At 66.1% G+C, this 26,379-nt stretch carries 21 protein-coding genes; 9 read left to right on the top strand and 12 right to left on the bottom strand.

What is annotated here, in order from left to right; genetic code table 11:
* Nucleotides 1–23 precede the first annotated feature (23 nt).
* Nucleotides 24–611 (bottom strand): type II toxin-antitoxin system PemK/MazF family toxin, encoded by a 588-nt coding sequence (locus PGN27_RS05915; RefSeq protein ID WP_335325326.1) that lies wholly within the window; start codon nucleotides 609–611, stop codon nucleotides 24–26.
* A gap of 35 nt (nucleotides 612–646) precedes the next feature.
* Here PGN27_RS05915 and lepA point away from each other — a divergent pair, with 35 nt between their 5' ends.
* From lepA to PGN27_RS05875, 8 genes are all read left to right on the top strand, one after another.
* Nucleotides 647–2,539, top strand: a complete 1,893-nt coding sequence (lepA, locus tag PGN27_RS05910) for a translation elongation factor 4 (protein ID WP_335328642.1) — start codon at nucleotides 647–649, stop codon at nucleotides 2,537–2,539.
* A 32-nt stretch (nucleotides 2,540–2,571) separates the two neighbouring features.
* Nucleotides 2,572–3,291 (top strand): sensor domain-containing protein, encoded by a 720-nt coding sequence (locus PGN27_RS05905; protein WP_335325325.1) that lies wholly within the window; start codon nucleotides 2,572–2,574, stop codon nucleotides 3,289–3,291.
* A 70-nt stretch (nucleotides 3,292–3,361) separates the two neighbouring features.
* Nucleotides 3,362–4,687, top strand: coding sequence for an NtaA/DmoA family FMN-dependent monooxygenase (locus PGN27_RS05900; protein WP_335325324.1), 1,326 nt, complete (start codon nucleotides 3,362–3,364; stop codon nucleotides 4,685–4,687).
* Complete coding sequence (locus tag PGN27_RS05895) at nucleotides 4,684–6,072, top strand: NtaA/DmoA family FMN-dependent monooxygenase (RefSeq protein ID WP_335325323.1); 1,389 nt, start codon at nucleotides 4,684–4,686, stop codon at nucleotides 6,070–6,072. The genes PGN27_RS05900 and PGN27_RS05895 overlap by 4 nt, the downstream gene beginning before the upstream one ends.
* Before the next feature lie 100 nt (nucleotides 6,073–6,172).
* Nucleotides 6,173–7,726 (top strand): APC family permease, encoded by a 1,554-nt coding sequence (locus tag PGN27_RS05890; RefSeq protein ID WP_335328641.1) that lies wholly within the window; start codon nucleotides 6,173–6,175, stop codon nucleotides 7,724–7,726.
* Nucleotides 7,723–8,700, top strand: coding sequence for a GNAT family N-acetyltransferase (locus PGN27_RS05885; RefSeq protein ID WP_335325322.1), 978 nt, complete (start codon nucleotides 7,723–7,725; stop codon nucleotides 8,698–8,700). The genes PGN27_RS05890 and PGN27_RS05885 overlap by 4 nt, the downstream gene beginning before the upstream one ends.
* A 1-nt stretch (nucleotide 8,701) precedes the next feature.
* Nucleotides 8,702–9,922 carry an acyl-CoA dehydrogenase family protein gene (locus PGN27_RS05880; protein WP_335325321.1) on the top strand — a complete coding sequence of 407 codons (1,221 nt, stop codon included), beginning with the start codon at nucleotides 8,702–8,704 and terminating at the stop codon, nucleotides 9,920–9,922.
* Nucleotides 9,923–9,937: 15 nt separating this feature from the next.
* Nucleotides 9,938–10,471, top strand: coding sequence for a class I SAM-dependent methyltransferase (locus PGN27_RS05875; RefSeq protein ID WP_335325320.1), 534 nt, complete (start codon nucleotides 9,938–9,940; stop codon nucleotides 10,469–10,471).
* Between the two features lie 73 nt (nucleotides 10,472–10,544).
* Here PGN27_RS05875 and PGN27_RS05870 read toward each other — a convergent pair whose 3' ends face one another.
* The 10 genes from PGN27_RS05870 to PGN27_RS05825 all read right to left on the bottom strand — a co-directional run bounded on the left by PGN27_RS05870 (nucleotide 10,545) and on the right by PGN27_RS05825 (nucleotide 22,771).
* On the bottom strand, nucleotides 10,545–12,311 hold the full coding sequence (locus tag PGN27_RS05870) for an ABC transporter substrate-binding protein (protein WP_335325319.1): 1,767 nt from the start codon (nucleotides 12,309–12,311) through the stop codon (nucleotides 10,545–10,547).
* 12 nt (nucleotides 12,312–12,323) lie between these two features.
* A complete protein-coding gene (locus tag PGN27_RS05865; RefSeq protein WP_335325318.1) occupies nucleotides 12,324–13,313 on the bottom strand; it encodes an ABC transporter permease in 990 nt (329 codons plus the stop codon).
* A gap of 1 nt (nucleotide 13,314) precedes the next feature.
* Nucleotides 13,315–14,256 carry an ABC transporter permease gene (locus tag PGN27_RS05860; RefSeq protein WP_335325317.1) on the bottom strand — a complete coding sequence of 314 codons (942 nt, stop codon included), beginning with the start codon at nucleotides 14,254–14,256 and terminating at the stop codon, nucleotides 13,315–13,317.
* Nucleotides 14,253–15,875 (bottom strand): dipeptide ABC transporter ATP-binding protein, encoded by a 1,623-nt coding sequence (locus tag PGN27_RS05855; protein WP_335325316.1) that lies wholly within the window; start codon nucleotides 15,873–15,875, stop codon nucleotides 14,253–14,255. The genes PGN27_RS05860 and PGN27_RS05855 overlap by 4 nt, the downstream gene beginning before the upstream one ends.
* A gap of 81 nt (nucleotides 15,876–15,956) precedes the next feature.
* Nucleotides 15,957–17,174: a GNAT family N-acetyltransferase gene (locus tag PGN27_RS05850; RefSeq protein WP_335325315.1), complete on the bottom strand. Its 1,218-nt coding sequence runs from the start codon at nucleotides 17,172–17,174 to the stop codon at nucleotides 15,957–15,959.
* Complete coding sequence (locus tag PGN27_RS05845; protein ID WP_335325314.1) at nucleotides 17,171–18,268, bottom strand: LLM class flavin-dependent oxidoreductase; 1,098 nt, start codon at nucleotides 18,266–18,268, stop codon at nucleotides 17,171–17,173. Before PGN27_RS05845 ends, PGN27_RS05850 begins: the two co-directional genes overlap by 4 nt.
* On the bottom strand, nucleotides 18,265–19,644 hold the full coding sequence (locus PGN27_RS05840; protein WP_335325313.1) for an LLM class flavin-dependent oxidoreductase: 1,380 nt from the start codon (nucleotides 19,642–19,644) through the stop codon (nucleotides 18,265–18,267). The genes PGN27_RS05845 and PGN27_RS05840 overlap by 4 nt, the downstream gene beginning before the upstream one ends.
* A gap of 1 nt (nucleotide 19,645) precedes the next feature.
* Nucleotides 19,646–19,915 carry an ANTAR domain-containing protein gene (locus PGN27_RS05835; RefSeq protein ID WP_418888556.1) on the bottom strand — a complete coding sequence of 90 codons (270 nt, stop codon included), beginning with the start codon at nucleotides 19,913–19,915 and terminating at the stop codon, nucleotides 19,646–19,648.
* Nucleotides 19,916–20,025: 110 nt separating this feature from the next.
* Nucleotides 20,026–21,861, bottom strand: coding sequence for a family 2A encapsulin nanocompartment cargo protein cysteine desulfurase (locus PGN27_RS05830; protein WP_335325311.1), 1,836 nt, complete (start codon nucleotides 21,859–21,861; stop codon nucleotides 20,026–20,028).
* Nucleotides 21,848–22,771, bottom strand: a complete 924-nt coding sequence (locus PGN27_RS05825; RefSeq protein WP_335325310.1) for a family 2A encapsulin nanocompartment shell protein — start codon at nucleotides 22,769–22,771, stop codon at nucleotides 21,848–21,850. Before PGN27_RS05825 ends, PGN27_RS05830 begins: the two co-directional genes overlap by 14 nt.
* A 300-nt stretch (nucleotides 22,772–23,071) precedes the next feature.
* Between PGN27_RS05825 and PGN27_RS05820 the strand changes: the two genes are divergently transcribed.
* Entirely contained in the window at nucleotides 23,072–24,331 is a 1,260-nt protein-coding gene (locus tag PGN27_RS05820; protein ID WP_335325308.1) for a thioester domain-containing protein, read from the top strand.
* Nucleotides 24,332–24,340: 9 nt separating this feature from the next.
* On the opposite strand, the gene PGN27_RS05815 is transcribed toward PGN27_RS05820, so the two are convergent.
* Nucleotides 24,341–26,329, bottom strand: coding sequence for a glycoside hydrolase family 15 protein (locus PGN27_RS05815; RefSeq protein ID WP_418888555.1), 1,989 nt, complete (start codon nucleotides 26,327–26,329; stop codon nucleotides 24,341–24,343).
* Nucleotides 26,330–26,379: the final 50 nt, after the last annotated feature.

The raw sequence follows: 26,379 nt of genomic DNA, 5'->3' as shown, positions 1-26,379 counted from the left end.
GGACGCCTTCGCGGCAGCGAAAATCAGGACCACGAGAACTCGGCGCGCAACCGGGTCGCGACCAGCTCGAACTTCTCACGCTCCAGGATCGCGCCCTCGCGCCGAATCCCGTCCTCGGGCACGTCGAGCACCCGATCCAACCGCACCCAGCTGGGCCTGCCCTCGTAGTCCCAGCTGCCGGTGCCGATGCCGACCCAGTCACCGTCGGTGGCGTGCCGGTCCTGGCTGGACAGCATGAGTCCCAGCAGCACGCGCTGGTCACGCCCGACGACGAGGACCGGGCGGTCCTTACCGCGGGTGGGGTCGTCTTCGTAGACCACCCAGGTCCACACGATCTCGCCCGGGTCGGCCCGGCCGTCCAGGTCGGGGGAATACTCGATGCGCCGGGCCCGGTGCGCGGTCGGAACACTTGCGCTGGTCACCGGGCGTCCGGCGGTGATCGCCGTCGGTGGGCGCTGGGCTGCCTGTGCGCCGGCCAGCGCGTCCAAACCGATCTTCAGACCCTGTTGCAGGACCCGCTCGGGCTTGGGTAGCTGCCGGATGATCTTTGGTGCTTCGTTGAAGACAAGGTGCTCCGCGAAGCGTTGGAAGGTCTTCCACTGCGACGCCATGTGACGAGCATAGGTCGCGATTGTGAGGCGACGGCCTGCTGTCGATACGCTGGACCCACCTATCGCGCTTCGACCAGGAGATTCCCATCAGTAGTTTCGCCGACAAGACGTTCACTGCGCCGGCGCAGATCAGGAACTTCTGCATCATCGCCCATATCGACCACGGTAAATCGACCCTGGCCGACCGGATGCTCGGCATCACCGGCGTCGTGGCGGACCGCGACATGCGGGCTCAGTACCTGGACCGGATGGACATCGAACGTGAGCGTGGCATCACCATCAAGGCCCAGAACGTGCGCCTGCCGTGGCAGCTGGACGGCGAAGATTACGTCCTGCATCTGATCGACACCCCCGGCCACGTCGACTTCACCTACGAGGTGTCGCGCGCCCTGGAGGCCTGCGAGGGGGCGGTCCTGCTGGTCGACGCCGCGCAGGGCATCGAGGCGCAGACGCTGGCCAACCTCTATCTGGCGCTGGACCGGGACCTGACCATCATCCCGGTGCTCAACAAGATCGACCTGCCCGCCGCCGACCCGGACCGGTACGCGGGTGAGATCGCGCACATCATCGGCTGTGAGCCCGAGGACGTGCTGCGGGTGTCCGGCAAGACCGGCGTCGGCGTGCGCGAACTGCTCGACGAGGTGGTCCGCCAGATCCCGGCCCCGGTCGGTGATGCCGACGCCCCCGCGCGGGCGATGATCTTCGACTCGGTCTACGACATCTACCGCGGCGTGGTGACCTACGTGCGCGTCGTGGACGGCAAGCTCAATCCCCGCGAAAAGATCAAGATGATGTCCACCGGCGCGACGCACGAGTTGCTCGAAGTCGGCATCGTCTCGCCCGAACCGAAGGCCTCCGACGGTCTCGGGGTTGGCGAGGTCGGTTACCTCATCACCGGCGTGAAGGATGTCCGGCAGTCGAAGGTCGGCGATACCGTCACCACCGCGCGCCAGGGCGCCACCGAGGCGCTCACCGGTTACCGCGAACCGCGTCCGATGGTGTATTCGGGCCTGTACCCGGTCGACGGGTCGGATTACCCGGTGCTGCGCGAGGCGCTGGACAAGCTGCAGCTCAACGATGCCGCATTGACCTACGAACCCGAGACATCGGTGGCGCTGGGCTTCGGCTTCCGCTGTGGATTCCTGGGTCTGCTGCACATGGAGATCACCCGCGAGCGGCTGGAGCGCGAGTTCAACCTCGACCTGATCTCGACCGCCCCCAACGTGGTGTACCGGGTGGTCAAGGAAGACAACACCGAGATGGTGGTGACGAACCCGTCGGACTGGCCCGAGGGCAAGGTTCGCGCCGTCTTCGAACCGGTGGTCAAGACGACGGTCATCGCGCCCAGCGAGTTCATCGGCACCATCATGGAGCTGTGCCAGTCCCGGCGCGGTGAGCTCGGCGGCATGGACTACCTGTCCCCGGAGCGCGTCGAGCTGCGCTACACCATGCCGCTGGGCGAGATCATCTTCGACTTCTTCGATTCGTTGAAGTCGCGCACCCGCGGTTACGCCAGCCTGGATTACGAGGAGGCCGGTGAGCAGGAAGCCGAGCTGGTGAAGGTCGATATCCTGCTCCAAGGCGAGGCCGTCGACGCGTTCAGCGCCATCGTGCACAAGGACGGTGCCGCCGCCTACGGCAACAAGATGACCACCAAGCTCAAGGAACTCATCCCGCGCCAGCAGTTCGAGGTGCCGATCCAGGCCGCGATCGGTTCGAGAATCATTGCCCGTGAGAACATCCGGGCTATCCGCAAGGATGTGCTGTCCAAGTGCTATGGCGGTGACATCACCCGTAAGCGCAAGCTGCTGGAGAAGCAGAAGGAGGGCAAGAAGCGGATGAAGACCATCGGCCGGGTCGATGTCCCGCAGGAGGCCTTTGTCGCGGCGTTGTCCACCGAGGCCGTCGCGGACAAAGCCAAGAAGTGACTCGCAGGCGCGTCATCGGTCACAATGGCGCGGTGAACACCGCAGCCGCGTCACGCGTGCGATACGCCCGTCATGCCGTCCTGGCCGCTGCCGTCGGCTGCGCGCTGCTCACCGGCTGCACCAGCACCGTGAGCGGTCAGGCGATCCGTGACCCGAAGGCCGTGCCCGCCGATATCCCACTGCTGCGCGAGCGCCAGCTCGATGATGTGTTGCTGCCCATCAGCGAGATCAACTCCATCATGGGCTCGGACACCATGGAGGTGACCGGTGAGCTCGACCAGATGGTCGACCACTCGCGCGACGTGTCCAATCCCGAGTGCCTCGGTGCGATCTTCGGGGCCGAGCAACCGGTCTACGGCGACAGCGGTTACACGGCGGTGCGCGATCAGGTCTCGCGCGAACCCGATGAGGACAACGCGCACTGGGTCGAGCAGACCGCGGTGCTCTATCCCTCCGCCGATGACGCAAAGCAATTCTTCGACGACTCCCAGTCGATGTGGAAGAAATGCGCAGGCTCCTCGATCGACATCGACGACGGTACCGACAGCTACACCTGGCAGATCGAAGATCTGACCGATAGCGGCACCGTGCTCACCCAGGTGACCGCGCAGGAGAATGCCGACGGTTGGGAATGCCAGCACGCGTTGTCCTTCGCATCCAACCTCACCGTCGAGGCCTGGGCATGTAGTTACGGCGCGGGCGACGAAGCGGCGGAGATCACCGCGAAGATGCTGGAGAATGCCGCCAAGTAGGCGCGCCTGATTGAGTTCTGGCCGCGTTTAACCCGTTTCGCATCGTGGGGCCCTCAGTACTGTCACCTCGGTGACTCGTGAAGTGCATCTGCTGGCTTTCGGCAACACCCGTTCGGCGGGACCCTGGCGGCATCCAGATGCCGACCACAGTGTCGCGGGTGTACGGCGACGGTTGATCCAGCGTGCCCAGATCGCCGAGGTGGGCACCTTCGACGCGCTGTTCTTCGCAGACGGGCTCAACTACGGCCCCCCGGCCACCTGGGCATACAAGACGACCGAGGATTTCGAGCCACTGACCACGACGGCGGCTCTGTCCTCGGTCACCGAGCGAATCGGTCTGGTTGTCACCGGTTCGGCGACCCTGGCCCACCCCTATCATCTTGCCCGCCAACTTCTTTCGTTGGATCACCTCAGCCTCGGGAGGGCAGGCTGGAATCTGGTGACCAGCTTCGCCCAAGCTGCGGCCGACAACTTCAGCGTCCGCGGTGTGGTCGACCACGACGAGCGCTATCAGATCGCCGAAGAGGCCATCGAGGTGGTCAAGAAGTTGTGGGACTCCTGGTCGGAGGACACCATCATCGCCGATCGCGAGACCGGTGTGTTCAACGATGTCAGCAAGATCGTGATACCGGAGCATCACGGCAGGTACTTCGACGTCAAGGGACCGATCGGTGCGGCTCGCTCCGCGCAGGGGCGACCCGTCATCTTCCAGGCCGGATCTTCAGACACTGGACGGTCATTCGCTGCCAGGCACGCCGAGGTCATCTTCACCAGTCACGGCAATCGGGCCCGTGGTCAGGAGTTCTATCGTCAGATCCACTCGCAGGCGCGCGCCCTGGGGCGCACCACCCCGCCGCTCATCACCCCGTCGTTGCGTTATGTGATCGGATCGACCGAGGACGAGGCCCGCCGCGCAGAACGCGAGGAGTACCGGTATTTCAGCCCGGAGTACCAGGCCGGCTGGCTGCTGGAGGTCGACGTCGACGTCACCGGTGCCGATCTGGACGGCCCGGTGCCGGCATCGGCGTTCCCGGACAGCACCGAAACCCATCAAACCGCATTGGCAGGGTACCGGGCGCTGGCGACTGCCGGCACTCCGACGGTCCGAGAGTTCCTCTACAAGACCGTGAACGGTTGGGGCGCATCGGTGGTGGGCACACCGGAGCGCATCGCCGATGAGATCGAGGATTGGTTCGTCAACGGTGCTGCCGACGGTTTCGTGCTGCGCGACAGCGGCCTGCCCGGACAGGAAGAATTGTTCGTCGAGCAGGTGGTGCCGGTACTGCGCAAACGTGGCCTGTTCCGACACGAGTACGCCGGCAGCACACTGCGTTCGCATCTCGGGCTGGACGTGCCGCTGCCTCAGTCCTCGTCGCTTCGCCCGCCCGGCGCATGACAAGCCCGTTCATACTGGCAGGCTTCACCATGTCGGTGCCCTCACACGGCAACTTCGGCCTGTGGCGGCACCCGGCGGACCAGACGTCGCGCTACACCGACATCGGTTACTGGGTAGAACTGGCCCAGTTGCTCGACCAGGGTGGGTTCGACGCACTGTTCCTCGCAGACGCCGTCGGACAACTCGATGTCTACGGTGGCGACGCCGATGCCGCGCTGCGGCGCGGAGTGCAGACCCCGGTTACCGATCCGCTGCTGGTGGTGTCGGCGATGGCCGCCGCCACCACCAATCTGGGCTTTGGTATCACTGTGTCGACCACGTACGAGAGCCCGTACCTGTTGGCCCGCAAGTTCAGCACGCTGGACCATCTGACCGGCGGACGGATCGGGTGGAACATCGTCACCTCGTTGCTGGACAGTGCCGCTCGCAACATCATCGGTAAGCAACGGCAGATCCCGCATGATGAACGGTACGCCATGGCGACCGAGTTCCTCGACGTCACCTACAAGCTGTGGGAAGGCTCCTGGGAGGACGGCGCAGTACTGCGCGACCGTGAGACGGGCGTCTATACCGATCCGGCGAAGGTGCACGGCATCGGCCACGAGGGAACGTACTTCAGCGTGCCCGGAGCACACCTGGTGGAACCGTCACCGCAGCGCACCCCGGTTCTGTTCCAGGCGGGAACCTCTCCGGCGGGACGGGAATTCGCGGCCCGCAACGCCGAACTGGTCTTCGTCAGCGACCCGCGCCCACAGGTGTTGCGAGCCAATATCGCCGACATCCGACGCCGTGCGGCCGCTCACGGGCGCAGCCCCGGATCCATCAAATTCCTCACCTCGGTCGAGATCATCACCGACAGCACCGATTCCGCCGCTCGGGCAAAGGCGGCGGACCTCGCCCGATACCACGATCTGGAATCCGGTCTGGTGCTGCTCTCGGCATTGAGCGGTGTGGACTGGTCGAAGTATGGCGTGGACCGGCCCATCGAACAGTTCGACACCGACGCCAGCCTGTCCATCCTGGCCTCGGTCGACGGCGCCGGGGATCGACACCGGATCACCCTGCGCGACTACGTCGGCCAGCTGGGCGGCTTCGGCGGCCAACTGTTCGTGGGTTCGGCGGGCACGGTCGCCGACGATCTGGAGTCCTTCGCCGAGTCGACCGGCGTCGACGGTTTCAACATCAGCTATCACGTCACCCCCGGCAGCTTCGCCGATGTGGCCCACCATCTGATACCGGAACTACGTCGACGCGGCCGGGCCCGAGAAGCGGAGGCGACAACCACCCTGCGGGAGCGGTTGTTCGGGCGTTCGGCATTGCTGCCCGACGATCACCCGGGCGCTGGTTTCCGGTTGGTAAAAGAATCCCGCCGATTCGATGGGTGATGCCTGAGAGCGTCCTCAGGCATCGTTTTCTTCATCTGAGTATCTCGTTGAAACGACTGTGCGTCAGGAGATCTCGCGACGCATGGCGCAGGAAGGCGGCATCATGGCCATATCCGACCGGGTCGAACTGGGGGGCCGACCGATACAGCAGGCCGAAGGGCACGGGCTCGAACGTGACGCGCTGGGATTCTGGGGCGTCTTTGCGCAGGGCCTGGCCGCCGCAGCACCCAGCGTCGCAGTGGCCTCGGTGCCGTTCATGCTGTTCTTGGCCGCAGGCAAGGGAGCCGCGTGGGCCGTCATCATCGGTCTGGTGATCGTCGTGCTCATCGCGACGACCATCAGCTTCCAGGCAAAGCGCACAGTGTCTTCCGGATCGTTGGGCACCTACACCGGTAATGGTCTCGGTCCGGGCTTCGCCTATGCCGCCGGCTTCAGCCTGCTGGTGGGTTACATCAGTTTCGCCGTCACAGGCACCCTCGGTGGCGTGCTCTACCTCGATTCCTTCCTGGAATCCTTCGGGATCGGTTCTCAGGCCATCTGGTTCAAGCTGATCCTCGTCGTGCTGATCGTGGGAGTCGGGATCTACCTGCCATACCGGGGAGCGTCCCTGGCCGCCCGCTACGAATTGATCTTCGAGATCGTCGCCGTCGCCACCATCCTGGTGATCATCGTCGCCTCCTACGCCACCTACGGCTGGCGGATCGATTGGGAACAGTGGGACCTGGGTCACCTGAGCACCAGTGCCACGTTCATCGCGGCGGTATCGGCGGTGGGTTCCTACGCGGGATTCGAAAGCGTCGCGTCGCTGGGGGCCGAAGCCAAGGATGCTCACCGCACCATCGCCAGCTCGTTGTTGCGCGTGGTGCTGCTGCTCGGCGTGCTCTACATCATCGCGACCTACCCGCAGGTGCTGTTCTTCGACGGCATCAACGGTGACGAGGCGGTACTGCCGCAGCTCGCCGAATCCAGCGGCGTGCCGTGGATCAACCACGTCATGAGCGGTGCGGTCGCCGTCGCGTTCATCGTCTTCGTCACCGCGGTCACCACCGCAGCCGCCCGATCCCTGTTCACCTTCGCCCACGAAGGCGCGCTGCCCAGCGTGTTCGCCAAGGTCCATCCGCAGCACCGCACCCCCTGGGCGGGAATCGTTTTCATCGGTGCGCTCGCATTCCTGTTCGCGGTGGTGGCCACCGTCAGCTCGGCCGGCCGGCTGGTTTTCGAGGTCTACGGCGGGTACGTGGCGACCTGGGGCTTCCTGGTCAGCTACCTGCTGGTGGTCATAGCGACGCCGATCTGGCTCCACAAAATCAAGGCGCTCACGCCTTTGCGGTTGATCGTGTCCGCCGCTGCCGCACTGGCATTGGGTTATGTCATCTTCAGCAACTTCTACCCGGTGCCGGAGTTCCCGTTCAACATCCTGCCGTTCATCTTCGGCGGCATTATGTTGGTCGGCCTGCTCTGGTACTGCTACCTCAAAGCCACCAAACCCGCGGTCGCCCGGCGGGTGGGTAGCATCCAGACCCTCTCGGAGGCCGAGCAACAGCGACTGGTGGACGCGGGCATCATCGATGTGCTGGCGCACCAGGACAGCGGAGATCCCGACACCGACGGTGATCCGCAGACCCGCCGAGACAAGGAGCCGGTGGCGCCGTGAGCATCGTGACCGATGCGTGGACGGTGCGTCCGGCGACCACACTCGACCACCCGCAGATCGCCGATTTCCTGGCCACCACGACGGGTATCGCCGGCCGCAAGTTCGCCGCCGACTCCCGCGACGTGGCCGAACAGCTCGACGGCGCATTCCCGCACGCGGTGCGGGTGGTGCGCGACGAGTCCGGGCAGGTGCGTGGCTATGCGGTACTGCACACACCGCACGGTCTGGAGCCGGAGATCATCGCGGACTTCGTCTTCGACCCGGCCACTTCGGACGTCGTGCTCGACGGTGTGGTCTCTGACACCGTCGACCGGTTCGCGGCCGAAGTAGTCGGGATTTCCGGCGCGTATCTGCGGACGTTCATCGGAACGGAACAGCAGGCGGTGATCGACGCCCTCGTGCGGCGTCGCGCGCGGCAAGAAGGTCAGTTCATCCGCACCCGCAAGGAGCTGGGTGCCGAGGATCCCGAGCGCTTGTCGGCTCTGTCGATCGAGGGTCTGACACTGTTGAGCTGGCCCGAGGTGATCGAGCGCGGTCTGGGTGAGCAGGTGCGCCAACTCCAGTTCGACACCTTTCGTGAGCACTTCGGCAACATGAGCAAGACGCCGGAGCTCTTCGCTCACTACATCCGAAGCCGTTCTTTCACACCCGATTTCAGCAATGCGGCGGTGACCGATAGCGGTCAGGTGGTCGGCTACGTGTTGGGCTCGACCTATACCTATCTAAACGGTGGGGTCGAGGAGCGCAGCGCCCACACCGACTACATCGGAGTACGCGCGGATCAACGCAAACGTGGCATCGCCGAGTTCCTGTTGCGGAAGGTCTGGCTGGCAGCGCTGCGCCGCGGTCTGCACCTGGCGTCGTTGGGCACCGATATCCACAACCGCAGCAACGCCCACGTCCTCTACGAACGGCTCGGCTATCAGGCCGTAGAGCACCAGTTCGCCTACCGCATCGACGCAAGACAGGAATGACATGAGCACCGCCATCACCTACCTGGCCGCCCCGACGGCGGACCTCGACGAGTTGCGCGCACACTTCGAACCAGTGTTCGCCAAGATTGCCGAGGGCAATCTGGAACGCGAACGCGAGCGGATCTTCCCGCACGAGCAGGTCACGCTGCTCAACGAGGCCGGTTTCGGCAGACTGCGGATCCCGGTGCATCGCGGCGGTTGGGGTGCATCGCTACAACAGGTCTTCCTGCTGCTGGCCGATCTCGGCACCGCCGACGCCAATGTCGCCCACGTCTGGCGCAACCACCTCGCCTTCGTCGAGGACCGGCTCAACGCGCCGGTGTGGGAGCCCAATGACGTCTGGATTCAGCGGTTCCTCGACGGCCAGTTCGTCGGCGGGGGCTGGACGGAGGCGAACAATGTCACGTTGGCCAATCTGGTGACCACGGTGACCACCGACGGGGATGGCTACGCCGTCACGGGTGCCAAGTTCTACGCCACGGGCAGCCTTTACGCGGATTGGCTGGATGTTCTCGGCCGGGGCGAGGACGGTGAGCTGCTGACCGCGCTGGTACGTGCCGACGATCCGGGCGTCACCCTGGTCGACGACTGGGATGGCTTCGGGCAGCGCACCACCGCCAGTGGCACCGCGCGCTACGAGAATGCGCGAGCCGAGCCCGGCGACGTGTTCCCCGCCGTCGAGCGTTTCCCGTATCAGGGTCACTTCTACCAAACCGCGATGCTGTCGGTGCTGACCGGAATCACCCGGGCGGCGTTGCGCGACGGGTCGGCCGCACTCACCGGACGCAAGCGCAATTATCCGCAGGGCCTGGCCCCGGTGCCCTCGGATGACGGTCAGCTCCTGGCGGTCATTGGAGAGGTTTCGGCGGATGCCTTCGCCGCCGAGGCGGCACTGTCTCAGGCCGGCGCGGCACTGGACCGTATCCATGGTGATGCGGCGAACGCCAAGCAGCGGCTTGTCGATGCCGAGGTGGCCGTAACCCAAGCGCAGTTGGTGATCATCGCCGCCGCACTGCGGGCCACCACCACCGTGTTCGACGCCCTCGGTGCCTCCGGTGTCTCCGAACAGCGCGGCCTGGACCGGCATTGGCGCAACGCCCGCACGCTGGCGTCGCACAACCCGCGGGTCTACAAGGCGCGCATCCTGGGCGACTATCTGATCAATGGCAAGGACCCGGTATCGAACCTGGCGGCGATCGGCCGGGGAGGGCAGGGCAACTAGCTTTAGGGTGGTCCCGTGAGCACACAGGACCGCCTGCGCTGGGACGCGTCGTATGCCGAGGATGACGCTGAGCCCGTGTGTGCCTTGCCCGCGGTGTTCGGACCGGTCGAGGATATGTTCCCGCGTACTGGCGCAGCTCTTGAGGTTGCCTGCGGCACAGGCGGCGCCGCGGTGTGGTTGGCGCGGCGCGGGCTGCGGGTCCATGCTGTCGACGTGTCCGCAATGGCCATTGCCCGGGCGCGCCGGTTCGCCGAACAGTCCGCCGTCCCGGTCGACTTCGACGTGGTCGATCTCGACGCGGGTCTGCCGCCTGGCGAACCGGTAGATGTTCTGCTGTGCAACAAGTTTCGTGATGCTGCCCTGTACGGATCGATGATCGCTCGGCTGAAGCCGGGTGGGCTCTTGGCGATCTGCGTGCTCAGTGAGGTCGATGCCGCCCCCGGTCGATTCAGGGCTGTTGCCGGTGAATTGCGCGCAGCCTTCGGTGATCTCGATGTGATCGCCGACGGTGAGGGTGGGGGACAGGCATGGTTGGTCGGGAGTCGCTGAACTGATGCTGAGCAGACGTAGAACTGCCTGTTTTCGGTAGAATTCGGCAGTTCTACGTCTGCTCGCGGGTGGCTTACCCCGTGACGGCGATGTTGGTGATGTCGCCGCTGTTGCCAAGCGACTGCCACGTCCAGTTGGTCACCCGATCGGAGGTGGGGACCGACTTGACCCGCTCGATCAACGGGAACCAGGCCAGGTCCTCGGTGGCGATCCGGTTCGCCTCCTGCCAATCCGGCGTGGGGTCCTCGGCCGCGAACGCCCGCGTCACCGCTGCGTTGAGGGCGGGATTGTCATATGTCACTCCGTTCCAGGTGCCGCCGGGGGCGAACTCCGAATCCAGCCAGCCGCCGAGGGTCATCCGGGCGCTGTTGCCCTGCCAGTCCGGGGTCCAGTTGGTGATCGCCAGATCCCACTGGTCCAGCTTCGACTCGTCGGCCAGGAAGGAACTGAACGCACCCCAGCCGTCACCCGGGATGGGGGTCAACCGCACGGTGATACCGGCCCGCTCCGCCGCCGCCTGCACCGAGGTGGCGATCTTCTCGAACTCCGGGGTGGTGCGATAGGCGACGTTGACCGTCAGATCCGACTTACCTGCCTCGGCGAGCAGCGTCTTTGCCTTTTCCGGGTCACCCTTGTCCTCCGGTGTGGGAAAAGGGTTCTCGTCGTTGTAACCGACGATCGTCGACGTAAGGATCTCGTTACTGGGAATCGCCGAGTCCGGTCCGCCCAGTCCGCGCACCACATCGGCGCGGTTCAGCGCGTAATTGAAGGCCTGCCGCACCCGCAGGTCCTTGAACGCCTCCTGGGCAGGTGTTTTCGGTGCGTCCGGGTTGTTCCAGCTGATGAAGATCGCCGATCCACTGGCCGACTTGTGCAGATGATCCGGATCGGTCTGCTTGTACTGGGCGATGACGTTGGCGGGGTAGGCACGTACGTACAGTCCGATATCGGCCGTGCCGGTCTGCAACTGCTGAGAGGCGGCATCGGCCGAGGCCACCGTGGTGTCGAAGACGATCTTGTCCGCATAGGCCTTGCGTGGATCGCCCTCGGCGTTGTAGCCCGGCACCTTGGCCAGCGTCAGTTGCCTACCCGGATCGTAGGACTCGATGAAGTACGGTCCACTGGAGGCGTAGTTCTTCCGGAATTCCAGACTGTCGGCGAAGTATTTCGAGACGACTTCCTGGGGCAACGGTGTGACGAAGTTGAGCGTCAGGATGTCGAGGATATCGCTGGCCGGCTGGGTGAGCCTCAGCTGCAACGTCTTATCGTCGAGTGCCTTGAGGCCGCTGATGTCGTGGGTGTTGATGAACTGGTCCACCGCGGCGAGATCGCCGGTAGGCACCTTGGCGAACTCGTCGGAGTATTCGGTGAACCCGTCGAACAGCGCGTTGTAGTAGGTGATCGCACTGACCTGGGCGTTGGGGTCCGGGAACCGCTTCACGGCGTAGACGAAATCTTGCGCGGTGATCGGTCGGGTGCTGGCGCCGGAGAAATTGATGTCATCGCGCAGATGAAAGGTGTACGTCTTGCGGTCGGGGCTGATATCCCAGCTTTCCGCCAGATCCGGTACCACCTCGGTGTCCTCGCCGATGCTCTCCTTGTTGCCGGCATAGGTGACCAGCTGACGCGTCGTGGCGCGGATCACCTGCCATGATTCGGCGGAGTACGCGATCAACGGGTCCAGCGCATCGACGTCGCCGACCGAGGCTACCTTCAACGTGCCACCCGACAGTTCGGCCGGATCGGTCGGGGATTGCGACTCCTGGTTGCCGCCGCATGCCGACAGGATGAGCGCCGCGGTGCCGGCGAGCGCGATCAGCGCCCGCTTCGACGTTTTCATATGTGCTCCTTGCTATTTGCCACTGCGGGCGTGGGTGATGATGTCGACGACCGAGGTGGCCACGACGAAGATGACGGCGCCCAGCAGGGTGCAGCCGATGACGACGGGGGCATCGCCGTTGTTGGCAGCGTTGACCGCAAGACGGCCCACCCCGTCGAGACCGAAGATCTGCTCGGTGATGATGGCGCCGCCGAGGATGGTGGCGAATTCGATGGCACCGAGGGTCAGGATGGGATTCAGTGCGGCCGAGAGCGCATGGTCGAAATACACACCGTTCGGGCCGACACCCTTGGCCCGCGCCGTCCGGATGTAGTCCTTGCCGGCCACCTCCAACACCGACGCGCGGACAACCCGCTGGAAGAGACCGACCTGGGCGATCACCAGCGTCAGCCAGGGCAGCAACAGATGTCGCGCCCATTCGGTCGGCGACTCGGTCAGTGCCACATAGCCACCGCTGGGGAAGAACTTCACCCCGGCCAGCGACAGCTGGTAGTACAGCACGAACAGCAGGATGACGCCGGTGACGAAGGTGGGAATCGACAGGAACAGATACGAGATTCCCGACGTGACGGTGTCGAACCAGCCGCCGGGCTTGCGCGCGGCGTACACCCCGAACAGGACCGACAGCAGGATCCAGGCCACCAGCGCGCCGACGGCCAGGCTGACCGTGGCGGGCAGCTTCTCCAGGATCAAGCCGGTGACGGGACGCTGCTCGCGATACGAATAGCCAAGGCTGGGCGGCCAGTTCAGCAACCCGGTGGGGGTGCCCTTGATGGCAGGTCCACTCACCACGTAGTGCCACAGCTGGGTGTACCACGGCTCGTCGAGGTGCAGGCTCCTGGTGATGGCGTCGACCGTCTCCTCGGAGGCGTTCTCCGGGGCCAGCATCCGGCCGGGATTCTGGTAGGCGACCTTGGTCAGGCCGAAGGTGACGAGCGCGACGGCGAATACGGTCAACCCCATCCGGGACAGCCGCCAACCGATGAATCGGGTCCGGGTCATCTCAGCCCACCGATCCCGGGTCGAAGCGACTGCGCAGCCGAGTGCTCAGGATGTTGAAGCCCAACACCGTGATGAACAGCGCCGCCGCCGGGGCGATGAGCATCAATGGCTGCGGTTGGTAGAGCGCCGAATCCTGCGCGTTGGCGATCATGGTGCCCCAGCTCGGGGTCGGCGCCTTGATGCCGACTCCCAGGTAGGACAGTGAGGCTTCGGCGATGATGTTGATCGGGAGTTGCACGGCCCAGTAGATGATGACCGTCGGCGCGATGTTCGGCAGGATCTCCCGGATGATCACCCGGCGATGCGAGGCGCCGGCACCGATCGCGGCCAGCACGAACGGTTTCGACTTGATCTCGATCACCGAATTGCGCACCAGGCGGGCGAAATAGGTCCAGGAGAACAACGCGACGACGCCGATCACCACGACCACCGGATCGACCAGCGTGGTGCCCGCGGTACCGCGGTTGAGGGTGACCACGCTCAGTGCGGTCACCAGGAATGGGAAGGCCAACGCGATGTTGGTCAGCTCGGAGAGGACCGCGTCGATACGGCCGCCGAAGTAACCACCGATCAGTCCGACGACCACACCGACGACCATGGCGATGGTGGTGGCGGGAATGCCGATGCCCAGCGACACCCGAGCGCCGTAGAGGGTTCGGATGAAGACGTCGCGACCGCTGCCGTCGGCACCGAGCAGGAAGCCGTTGCCGCCGGTGATGGGTAGCCCTGCGGCGTCCAGGGTTTCGTCCGGGAACTGCTCATTGGGACCGTGTCCCACCATGGCGGCGATCAGCGGCGCGGCCAGGGCCGCGAGTACCACGAAGGCGACCAGTGCGGACCCGGCGACCAGCCCGGGATCGGCGAAAAAGGACCGCAGTCGGCCGCGGCGCAGGGGTGGTGGGCCGGCCGCGCCGGTGGCGGGCCTGATGAGTAGTTGGCTCACGAGGCGTAGGCCGTCACCCGGGGCGCCGCGTCGAGCAACGCACGGGTGTACGCGGACTGCGGTGTGGTGAAAACGTTTGTGGTATCACCGGTTTCCTCGACACCATCGGGACCGAGCACGATGACCCGATGGGCGAGCGAGGACACCACGCCGAGGTCATGGGTGATGAACAGGAACGCCGTCTGCTGCTCTGTGACGAGTCGTCGGATGAGCCCGATGATCTCGGCCTGGGTGGTGACGTCCAGGGAGGACAGCGCCTCGTCGGCGACGATCAATTGCGGGGACAGCACCAACGCGCGGGCGATGGCCACCCGCTGCCGTTGTCCGCCGGACAGTTCGGCGGGCCGGCGGTCCAGAAGATCGCCGGGCAGCCGCGCGGCGTCGGCGGCCGCCGCAACCTTCGACCCGATCAGGGATCGATCGGTTCCTTGAGCGAGCAGCGGCTCGGCCAACGATTGCGATACGGTGCGGCGGGGATTGAGGCTGGAGTACGGATCCTGGAACACCAGTTGTACGGCACGTCGGGTGGCCTGCGCCAGCGGCGGCACACCGTCATCGACGGCGGTCGGGTACCGGGTGCCGGCCAGCGTGATCTGCCCGGCGTCCGCGTACTGCAGCCCCGCCACGATCCGGCCCACCGTCGACTTGCCGGAGCCGGATTCACCGACCAGACCCACGATCTCGCCCCGGCCGATGGTGAAGTCCAGTCCGTCGATCACCGTGCGACGCTCCTTGCGGGTGCGGTCGCGGTAGGACTTGCGCATCCCGGTCACCTGGAGCAGCTGCTCGTGGTGCGCCGGAGCGCGGTGCGGGATATCGGTGACATCGTGCAACCGCGACGCGGCCAGGAGCTGGCGGGTGTACTCCTCGTGTGGGGAGCGGTAGATCCGGTCCCGCGGGCCCTGCTCCACGACGCGGCCGTCACGCACGACGACGACGGTGTCCGCGATCTCGTGCACGACACCGAGATCGTGGCTGACGAACACGATGGCGGTGCCGTGATCGCGTTGCAATCGGCTGAGCAGACGCAGGATGCCCGCCTGCACACTGACATCGAGCGCGGTGGTCGGTTCGTCGGCGATGATGAGCGCCGGGTTGAGGGCGATCGCGATGGCGATCATCACGCGCTGACGCATCCCGCCGGAGAACTCGGCCGGGTAGCTGGTGTAGGCGTTGTCCGGGTCGGCGATGCCGACCTCGTCGAGCAGTTCGACGACCCGGCGGCGCCGGGCCCCGCGGTCACCGAACCGGTGGATGCGCAACACCTCGTCGATCTGTGTGCCGACCGTCTTGAACGGATGCAGATTGCTCTGCGGATCCTGGAATACGAAGCCGATGTCCCGGCCCAGCGTGCGCCGCAGTTCGCGCGGACTCAGCGTCAGCAGATCGCGGTCCCGGAACCGGACACGTCCTGTGACGTCGGCATTCTCCCCGAGCAGTCGGGTCGCGGCGAGCAACGAGACACTCTTGCCCGAGCCGGATTCCCCGACGATGGCGAGGGTCTCACCGTCCTCGACGGAGAAACTGAAGGACTCGACGGCCCGCACCGCGCGCCGACCGGTGGCGCGGTTTCCGGTGTGCAGGGTGACGGCGAGTTCAGAGACGTCAAACAGAGCCATCGCACACCAACATGAAGAAGATGATCGCCCAACGTCGAAGCGCCGGCACCGGTTTGGCTCAGGACGAAGTTATTCGCCGGTTCAGAAATAAATGCCGGCGTACGGCGACTGGGGCACTGCGAACAGTTCGTCCGCCGCCGTCAGCGCGTCTGCGTCGTGCACCCGCACCAGCCCGGCCGTCGCGAGGTCGCGCCACGAGGAACCGCCCAGCAGCGCGGCACCCAACGCGGTGATATCGGCGTCCAGTTGTGCGGGCGCCGTGGTGATGTCGATGCCCTCGGGGGATATCGCGTAGGTCGCGGAGTTCCGTGCCAGTAGCGGGTCCTCGATGCCGACGGTGACGGTGCGCCCGCCGGCATAGCTGCGGGCCCGCAGGGCGGCGGCCACATCGACGACCCGCAGCCAGGTTTCGTCACGCAATCCGGTGACCTGCGCGGCGCGTCGGTCCCGCAGCAACCAGGGCAGCGGGCTGTCGGTCGGCGCCAGGGTGAACACCAGCCGGTCCACCAGATCCAGGTCGAGCAGAAAGCGCAGCAGACCGACATGGGCCTGCTCGGTCGGGGCGAACAGGTCGTCGACGACGACGGTGCGCTGATCGCTGGTGAACCAGCCATCCGTGTCGACCGGGTGGTAGCGCACGAACCCGGACTCCTCGCCCGGGGACCCGTGCACGGCAACGAATTTCGCGCCCGGGTTCGCCTCGGCGCGCAGCTGTTGGTTCAACCACCATGTCGCGTTGCGGTCGATGCTGCCGGGGCGGGGCCCGCGGTGGGTCGCGTAGATCCGGGGCAGCACGTCCCATTCCTGGCCGGGATCGAGCAGTCGCACCGGCCCGCCCGCGGCGACACCGGGGCGCAGCGCCGCGCGGTCGGTGCGGACCTCGATGGTGGCCGTGGTGGTGGCGACCGCGTAACCGAAGCGTTCGTAGATGGTGGCCTCGGAGGCGCGCAGGGAGGCGAGTACCTCACCGCGACCGGCGATATCGCGGAGTTGATGGTGCAATAGTTCGGTGGCGATACCGCGGCGGGTGTAGGACGGCAGTACCCCGACATGGGTGACCGCGGCGTGACTCACCCGGGCGCCACCGGGCAAGGTCAGGGTGCTGGTGGTGGAATCCGCGGTGGCGGCCAGTCGGCCGTCGGCGAACAGGCCGAGGGTGCGGCCCGGCTCCAGAAGCTTGCCGATGAGCCCGCGCTGCTGTTCGTTGAGCGGCGGGAAACCGATCATGGCGGTGCGAAAGATGTTGCCCGCCTCGATGAGTTCGTCCTCGGAGGTCAGCACCCGGATATCGCGGGTCACACCAGACCCCGTTCGTGCAGCACGGCTTTCGCTCCCTCCGCGAACCAGAACGCCTCTTCGATGTGTGGTTGGCCGGACAGGATGAAGTGGTCGATGCCCAGCTGATGGTATTCGGCGATCCTATCGGCCACCTCGGTGTGGCTGCCGACCAGTGCGGTGCCTGCGCCGCCGCGCACCAGTCCGTAACCGGCCCATAGGTTCGGCGAGATCTCCAGGTCTGCGGTTCGGCCCCCGTGCAGGGCCGTCATCCGCTGCTGACCGACCGATTCGGTCCGGGCGAACATCTGCTGGGCCGCGGCGATGCGGTCATCGCTGATCCCGGCGAGCAACCGATCGGCGTGTGCCCATGCCTGCTCGGAGGTGTCCCGGCTGATGACGTGCAGCCGTATCCCGAACTCCAGGGTGCGGCCGAATTCCGCGGCGCGGCTGCGGATGCGCTCGATACGCTCGGCGATCTGGCCGGGCGTCTCACCCCAGGCGAGATAGACGTCGACGTATTGTGCGGCAACCTCTTCGGCTGCCGGTGAGGCGCCACCGAAGAAGATCTGCGGGGGATCCCAGTCGCCATAGTCGATGTGCGCACCCTCGATGCGGTAGTGATCGCCGGCGAAGTCGAAGCTCGTGTCATCCGAGACACCGCGCAGCACGCGCAGGAATTCACCGGTGCGGCGGTACCGCTCGTCGTGGTCGAGGTGGTCACCGTAACGGGCCTGCTCCACCGGATCGCCGCCGGTGACGATGTTGAGCAGCAACCGACCGCCCGACACCCGCTGGAAGCTCGCCGCCTGGTGGGCCGCGAGGGTGGGGGAGATGAATCCGGGCCGGAATGCGACCAGGAACTTCAGCCGGGACGTGGTCTGACTGAGCGCGGCCGTCGTGATCCAGGCGTCTTCACACCAGGTGCCGGTAGGGGTCAGCACGGCCTCGAAGCCGAGCAGTTCGGCGGTACGGGCCACCTGGCCGAGGTAGTCGATGGTGGGTGGGCGGATCCGGTTGGCCGAAGGGCCGGCGACCCGGTCCGAGTCATCGCCGGAACCGACGATCTCGCGGCTGTCGCCGTTGGTGGGCAGATACCAGTGCAGGTGGATACTCATCGCGACCCCACAGTATTGCGGTACCGGGCGGCCGGATGGTCATCGCGTACCCGGGGCTGCCCGTACAGACGTTCCCGCAGGGTGGCGCGGTGGTGCGGGCGCGGGCGCAACCGGCCGCGCCGGTCCAGCTCGGGGACAACGAGTTCGGCGAAATCCCGGTAGCTGTCCGGGTTGACGATATGGATGAGGTTGATGCCATCGGTACCGCTGTCGGCAAGCCAGCGCTCGAGCTGGTCGGCCACTGCGGCGGGCGTTCCGACCAGGGTGTGTGACCGGCCGAACTGGTGTGCCGGTGCCAGTGCCTGGCGCAGTGTCCACCGCCGATCGGCCCCGGCGAACATGCTCAGCAGCGACCTGTTGGAGTCGGTGTCGTGGTGGCCGATGGGCGTGTCGAGATCCTGGCCGGAGAAATCGACTCCAGTGCTGGCCGAATAATGCGCCAGCGCGCCCTCGACACTGAAATAGGACCGGTAGTCGGCAAGTTTGGCGCGCGCCCCGGCGTCGGTGTCGTCGACCACCACCGACAGCGCGCTGATGAAGTTCAGCGAGTCCGGATCGCGGCCGTGCTCGGCGGCCAACGCCTTCGTCCCCTCGACACCGCGGCGGATGCCCGCGGCGTCGGCGCCGGCCACGAAGACCGTCTCGGCGTGCCGTGCGGCGAACAACTGGCCGCGCGGTGAGCCGCCGGCCTGGAACAGCACCGGTGTCCGTTGCGGACTCGGCTCGGACAGGTGGGCGTCGGGGACGGTGAAGTACTTTCCGCGATGGTCGATGCCGTGCACCTTGGCCGGATCGGTGTAGATGTCGCGGTCGCGGTCGCGCACCACGGCGCCGTCCTCCCACGAGCTCTCCCACAGCTTGTAGGTGACCTGGAGGAATTCCTCGGCACGGTCGTAGCGTTCATCGTGCGGTATCTGGCGATCCAAGCCGAGATTGCGTGCCGCACTCTCCAACTGCGAGGTGACGATGTTCCACGCGATCCGCCCGCCGGTCAGGTGGTCCAGCGTGGTGAACTTGCGGGCCAGCAGGTACGGGTGCTCGTAGGTGGTGGACACCGTGACACCGAAACCCAGGTGGGTCGTCGCGGCGGCCATCGCCGACACCAGCAGCAGCGGATCACTAACCGGGGACTGGGTTCCGGTGCGCAACGAGGCCGCGGCGCTACCGGCATAGGTGTCCAACAGTCCGAGCGCGTCGGCGATGAACAGAGCATCGAACCCGCCGTCGTCGAGGAGCCGGGCCAGCTCGATCCAGTACTCGATGGTGTTGTACCGGTGGGTTTGGTCGCGGGGATGCCGCCACAGCCCGTAATTCACATGTGACACCGCGTCCATCGAGAACGCGTTGAGGACGACGGGTTTCGAGCTGCTCGGCACGTCAGGAGACGGTGACCGCGGGCAGTACGCGTCGCCCTGCCACCAGATCACCCCAGGCGGCGAAGGCCTCGTCGTGCCCGGCCGAGGATCCGCCGCTGGCGAGTGCGGCCAGTCCGGTGGCGACAGCCCCGATGCCGATCCCGGTATCGCGGACCACGCCGACCAACTCCTCGAAGGCGTCGCGGTCCGAGCAGCCACGCAACCCGATCAAAATGCCGACCGCGACGTCGATCTCCCGACGCGATGTGTGTGCTGTGGCGCGTTGACTCATGCGCTCCATGGTGAGGCTGCGGTGAGCCGCCGCCCAGACTTCTACGCGAGCAGACGCAAATACCCCCTATTTCTCTTGGAATAGGGGGTATTCACGCCTGCTCGCGGGTCCTAGACAGACCCCTGCGCGATGCGGCGGACCGCATCGATGAACACGTCGATCTCGTCGAAGGTGTTGTAGAACGCGAACGACGGCCGCACCGTGGCCTCCAGACCCAGTCGACGCAGGATGGGCTGCGCACAGTGATGCCCGGCTCGCACCGCGATACCCTCGGCGTTGAGCGCCTTGCCGACCTCCAGGGGTTCGTGACCGGCCAGCACGAACGACAGCACGCTGGCCTTCTCATCGGCGGTACCGACCAACCGCACCCCGGCGATATCGGCCAGCCGCGGTGTCGCGTAGTCGAGCAGCGCGTGCTCGTAGGCCGCGATCCGCTCGATACCGACCCGCTCCACGTACCGCAGCGCCTCGCCGAGTCCGACGGCATCGGCGATGTTCCCGGTGCCCGCCTCGAACTTGTTCGGAATGTCCTGGAAGATGGCGCGTTCCAAGGTGACATCGGCGATCATGTTGCCCCCGCCCTGCCAGGGCGGGGTCTCCGCGAGCGCCTCCTCGGTGCCGTACAGCACCCCGATCCCGGTGGGCCCGAAGATCTTGTGCCCGGAGAACACCACGAAGTCCGCCCCGAGAGCCTGCACGTCGATGGGGATGTGCGGGACCGACTGCGCGGCGTCGATGAGCACCCGGGCGCCATAGCGGCGCCCGAGTTCGACGATCGTCTGCACCGGTGTCACGGTGCCCAGTGCATTGGAGACCTGCGTGGCCGCAACCAGTTTGGTCTTCGGCCCGAGCAGCCGTTCGAACTCACCCAGGAGAAGATTACCCGCATCGTCGACCGGGGCCACCTTCAGCACCGCGCCGGTCCGCTGTGCAAGTAGTTGCCACGGAACGATATTGGCGTGATGTTCCAGATGCGTGATGACGATCTCGTCACCGGCGCCCAGGTGCTTGCCACCCCACGAGTGGGCCACCAGGTTGATGGCCTCGGTGGTGCCCCGCACGAAGATGATCTGTTCGCTCTTGCCGGCGTTGAGGAAACGTCGCACCGTGTCACGGGCATCCTCGTAGGCATCGGTGGCCCGCGCTGCCAACTCGTGTGCCGCCCGGTGGATGTTCGAGTTCTCGTGCGCGTAGAAGTACGCCAGCCGGTCGATGACGGCCTGCGGTTTCTGCGTGGTCGCTGCGTTGTCGAACCAGATCAGCGATTTGCCGTTGACGGTCTCCCGCAGGATCGGGAAGTCGGCCCGGATCGCATTGACATCGAAGATCTCGTGGTCGTCACGGATAGCCGGAACAGGCTCACCGACAACGATGTTGGTGTTCGGATGCTGTTGTAGGAAGTAGTAACTGTCGGCATCCGCCGATGGCGGCGCCGCGCCGGTCCACCCCAGATTCGGGATGTCCGGCACGGTGCCAGGCCACCCAGGAGCCGATGAACGTAGGGGCGAGTGAAGCGACGGGGGAGCGGCCAGTACACCCGGTGCCGTCGGGACCAGACCGGACGGGACCGCGAATGCCTCGAACCCGCCGAATGACACCACGGGGCTCACCGCATTGCCACGCGGCGCCACCGGTGCGACACCGGGCGGGCTAGCCTCCGGCCCCGGCGAGGTCGGTGCGGGGACGACGTCCTGCGGCACCGTCACGAACTCCGCAGGCGTGCCCGGATGCGCGGCTCCGGCGGCGGTGGAACCCGCCGAGGTCGCGGTGGTGATATCCGGGGCGACTCCACGTCCCTGGGGCGAGCGAAGCGACGGGGAAGGGTGCGGGGCCACCGCGGTGGTCGACGGCGGGGTGTCCGGACCGGGCCGCAGGCTGGTCGCGAACAGCTGGCTTGCCAGCGCCGACAGTTCGGCTTCGCTTATCGGGAGGTCACTTGTACTCATGGAAGTGGTCCACTCCGACGTCCTCCAGGACCGCCAGCGCATCGTCGGTCAGCACCGCCAGCGACGAATACAGCGTGACCAGGTACGACGCGATCGCCGAGCGGTTGATACCGGTGAAGCGCACCGACAACCCCGGCGCCTGCTCGCCGACCAGTCCCGGCTGGAACAGGCCGACCACTCCCTGGCGCTCCTCACCGGTGCGGACCAGGATGAACTTTGTCTTCCCGTCGGTCACCGGCACCTTGTCACTCGGCACGATCGGGATACCGCGCCACGTGATGAACTGCGCGCCGAACAGGCTGACCACTGGCGGCGGAACCCCGCGCCGGGTGGCCTCGCGGCCGAACGCGGCGACGCCCAGCGGGTTGGTCAGGAAGAAGGCGGGCGTCTTCCACACCTTCGTGATCAACGAGTCCAGGTCATCTGGGGTGGGGGTGCCGTGCAGGGTCTGGATGGTCTGCTCCGGAGTGACCTGTGACAGCAGGCCGTACTCCGGGTTGTTGACCAGTTCGTACTCCTGGCGCTCCTTGATGGTCTCGATGGTCAGCCGCAACTGCTGGGCGACCTGATCATGCGGGCTGGAGTACAGGTCGGACACGCGGGTGTGCACGTCGAGCAGGGTCGAGATGGACCGCAGCGTGTACTCGCGCGGGCTGGTCTCGTAGTCGACGTAGGTCTCGGGCAGCGGTGCGTCGGTGCCGACGCCCTCGTCGGCGTGGATGGCGACGCGGTCGGGGTTGACGACGCGGTTCACGCGGTAGATGCCGGCCTCCACCGGCACCCAGGACAGCAGGTGCAGCAGGAAACGCGGCGTGATGGTGGACAGCTGGGGAACGGTCTTCGTGGCGTTGGCGAGTTGCCGCGCGGCGAGATCGCCGAGTGCCTGCGATTCGTTCTGGGCAGACGTCATGGGTGCTACCTCCGACGGGTTCTGTTGTGATCGTGCGGCGGCCACGATACGGCCTGAAAACGAAACCGACAGCCTTGGCGCGCACGGTGAAGAAAAACGCAGCACTGGCATTTCCGCCGGTTTGGGCCTATCGTGGCGCTCATGTCTCACGACGATTCGCTGCGTGCCGCCATGGTGCGCTGTGTCGTCGTGCCGTGTTGTTGTTGTTGATTTTCTGACGTCGGCCCCCGCGTCTGTGCCCGTCCATTCCCGGCGGAGTGCGGATTCGCGCAGTTCACAGCCTTCAGAAAGCTCACAGCAATGTCCGTTCTCGCTCTGCATCCCGTCGGCACCGCACCGGTCTCGGTGCGCCGTACCGTGCGCCGCACGTCCGATATCCCACGGATGACCCGATATCGCGGCGGCACCTACTCGCCGACCGTGGACACCGTGGTCTTCACCGACGGCAGTGTCGCGCGCACCGACCTGATCCGGCTCAATCCCGGGATCGACTCCTACTCAGTGGATTTCATGGGCGCTGCACCGACACGTCCGTCGCGGTACCGCCCGGCGAATTGGTCGGCTGTGCGCAATTCCTCGGCGCGCGCATACGAGGCAGAGGTGGACTGGATCATCAGAAACTCGTATCCCACGCTGGGCACGGTGGAACTGAGCCATCGGGTGTTCGCTGCCGGAACCCTGGGTGGCACAGCATATCTGGCCGAGCACGAGGCCATCGCGGCCACCCAGTCCGCGATCTGGCATTTCACCAATGGGTTGCGTCTGGACAACCGGCCGCTCGATGTGCCCGTCGCGATGACCGAAGAGCCGGGTGCCCTGATCTTCGAGTTCGACGGTACGCCACAGCTTTCCGGGTACACCGTGGACCTGGCGACCGATCGCGCCGTGTCGATGCAGCTGCAGAAGTCTTGCGATGGCATCACCTGGCGCGATGTGGCGGCCTCCGGCCTGAACGTGCCCGCCGGCCGCGGCACGCACCGGCGCCGGCTCGGGGTGGGCACGACCACCTCGGACGCCGTGGCCGGACAGGCACACCGGGGCTACCGGTTCTATCGGTTGCAGGTGGTGACCGAGGTCGGATCGTCGGGGGATTCGGTGACGATCGACGATGTGCGCTTCACGCTGCACGGTTCGGGGCGGTACCGCAATGCCGACCGTGTCGTCGCGCTCTACGACTACCTGATCGCCGGGGCGGAGAACGCGCGCCGGGCCACGAGGGCGCCGCGGCTGACCACCGATCGCGTGACGGTACAGACAGATCTGCTGGGACCGTTCGGTTTTCATGCGACCGACGCGGCGGCGCTGAGCTCGTCGGCCGGGCAGATCGTCGATGCGGCCGGTGTGCCGATCGCGGGTCCGGTGGCACCGGGCGCCGACATCTACCTTCGTCACACCGGCAACGCGGCCGTCACGATCACCGCAAGTGTGCCCGCCACCGGTGACGGTTTCGGTGGTCGGGTGCTGACCGGTATCGCCTACGAGGACGAACGGCTGACCCCGGTGGCGCTGGCCATCCCCACCCCGACGGTCATCGAGTTCGAGATCACCGTCTCGGCCTGACCGGGCGCGCTACATCGGCGCATTGGCCGGCTGGAAGGTCCCGGTGCTGTCGGCTTCCTCCTCGGCCCGAATCACGTGCACCACCGCGTTGATCAGCGCCAGATGGGTGAACGCCTGCGGGAAGTTGCCCAGATGCCTGCCGGTGCGCGGTTCGATCTCCTCGGCGTAGAGGTGCAGCGAGCTGGCAAACGACAACAATCGCTCGCACAGCCGCTTCGCCCGGCGCACCTCGCCGATCTCGACCAGCGCGGACACCAGCCAGAACGAACAGATGGTGAAGGTGCCCTCCTCGCCGGACAGCCCGTCGTCGGTCTCCTCGGTGCGGTACCGCAGTACCAGTCCGTCCTCGGTGAGCTCCTCGGCGATCGCCATCACGGTGGCCCGGATCCGCGGGTCGTCGGGAGGTAGGAAACGGGTCAGCACCGCCAGCAACAGCGACGCGTCCAGGGCATCGTCACCGTAGCGCTGGGTGAGCACCCCGCGGGAATCCACGCCGTGGGCCAGGATGTCGGCCTTGATCTCCTCGGCGATCTCGCGCCACTGCTGGGCATAGGACTTCTCGCCCTGCAGCTCGGCCAGTTTCGATCCGCGGTCCATGGCGACCCAGCACATGATCTTGCTGGAGGTGAAGTGCTTCGGTTCCCCGCGCACCTCCCAGATCCCGCGATCGGGTTCCTTCCAGTGTTTGATGGTCTCCTCGACCTGGTTCTTCAACACCGGCCACAGCGCCTCCGGAATCTGCTCACGCGATTTCGCGTGCAGATACACCGAGTCGAGCATGGTGCCCCAGATGTCGTGCTGCATCTGGTTGTAGGCGCCGTTGCCGATCCGCACCGGTCGCGAATAGTCATATCCCGAAAGGTGATTGAGCTCCTCTTCGACCAGGCTGCGCTCCCCGCCGACGCCGTACATCACCTGCAGCGGGTGGCGTTCACCGTTGGTGGCCCCGGAGACGTCGGCGATGAAGGAGAAGAAATCGTCCGCCTCGCGGTCCAGGCCGAGGGTGTAGAGCCCCCACAACGCGAACGTCGAGTCCCGGATCCATGAATAGCGATAATCCCAGTTCCGTTCGCCCTGCGGGGTTTCCGGTAACGAGGTGGTGCTGGCGGCCAACAGGGCGCCGGTCGGGGAGTAGACAAGGCCCTTCAGGGTCAACGCGCTGCGCTGCAGATAGGCCCGCCACGGGTGGTCCGGGAAGTCGCCGATGTTGATCCACTGCCGCCAGGACTCACTGGTCTTCCACATCTTGTCCGCGGCTTCCTCGAAGTTCTGCGGCGCGGGATGTTTCGACCAGCTCAGCGCGACGAAAACCTTGTCACCCTCGGTCAGCCGGGTGCGGGCGCGCGCCTCGTGTCCCTCCAGGCCGATGCGCAGGTTCGTGGTGAGCCGCAGGGTCGGATTGGCGTCGGGATCCTTGCTCGCCCGCGCGATCGCCTCACCGTAGGCGGATGAGGAGTACTCCCAGGTGGCCGGACTGCGCCCGTAGTCGAAGTTCGGTTCACAGTTCATCACCAGTTCGACGACACCGCTGACGCAGCGCACTGTGCGCAGCAGGATGTGCTCGGCATCCCAGTCGGTGGGGGTCCGGCGGTGGGTGCGCGACCGGGTCTCGGTGTCATGCCACGGTCCCATCACCAGGGCGTCGCGCACGATCATCCAGCCGGTGTGGGTCTGCCAGGTGGTCTCCATGATGAGGCTGCCCGGCAGATAACGGCGCGCCGAGGGCACCGAGACGCCGTAGGGGCTCAGCCGGAAGTGGCCTGCGCCACGGTCCAGGATGGCGCCGAACACGCTGGGGGAGTCGGGGCGCGGGACGCACAACCATTCCACCGAGCCGGCGGAGGACACCAGGCAGGTGTTCTCACAGTCGGAAAGGAAGCCATAATCCGCGATGGGCGGGAACGGGTTTCGCAGGGCTCCGGTGGGTGCGTAGGCGATGGGAGCCGTCGCCGTGAACGGCGTCGGCGTCGAATCGTGCTCGGTGTGTTCCAGAACCATGCCGCCCATCATCGGTCCAGATCGCGCACACGTCTAGTCGCGCGGGCCGG

The organism is Mycolicibacterium neoaurum (assembly GCF_036946495.1).
Taxonomy (GTDB): domain Bacteria; phylum Actinomycetota; class Actinomycetes; order Mycobacteriales; family Mycobacteriaceae; genus Mycobacterium; species Mycobacterium neoaurum_B.
Note: the sequence above shows the minus strand (reverse complement) of the source record. Positions and strands in the feature narration are given on the sequence as shown.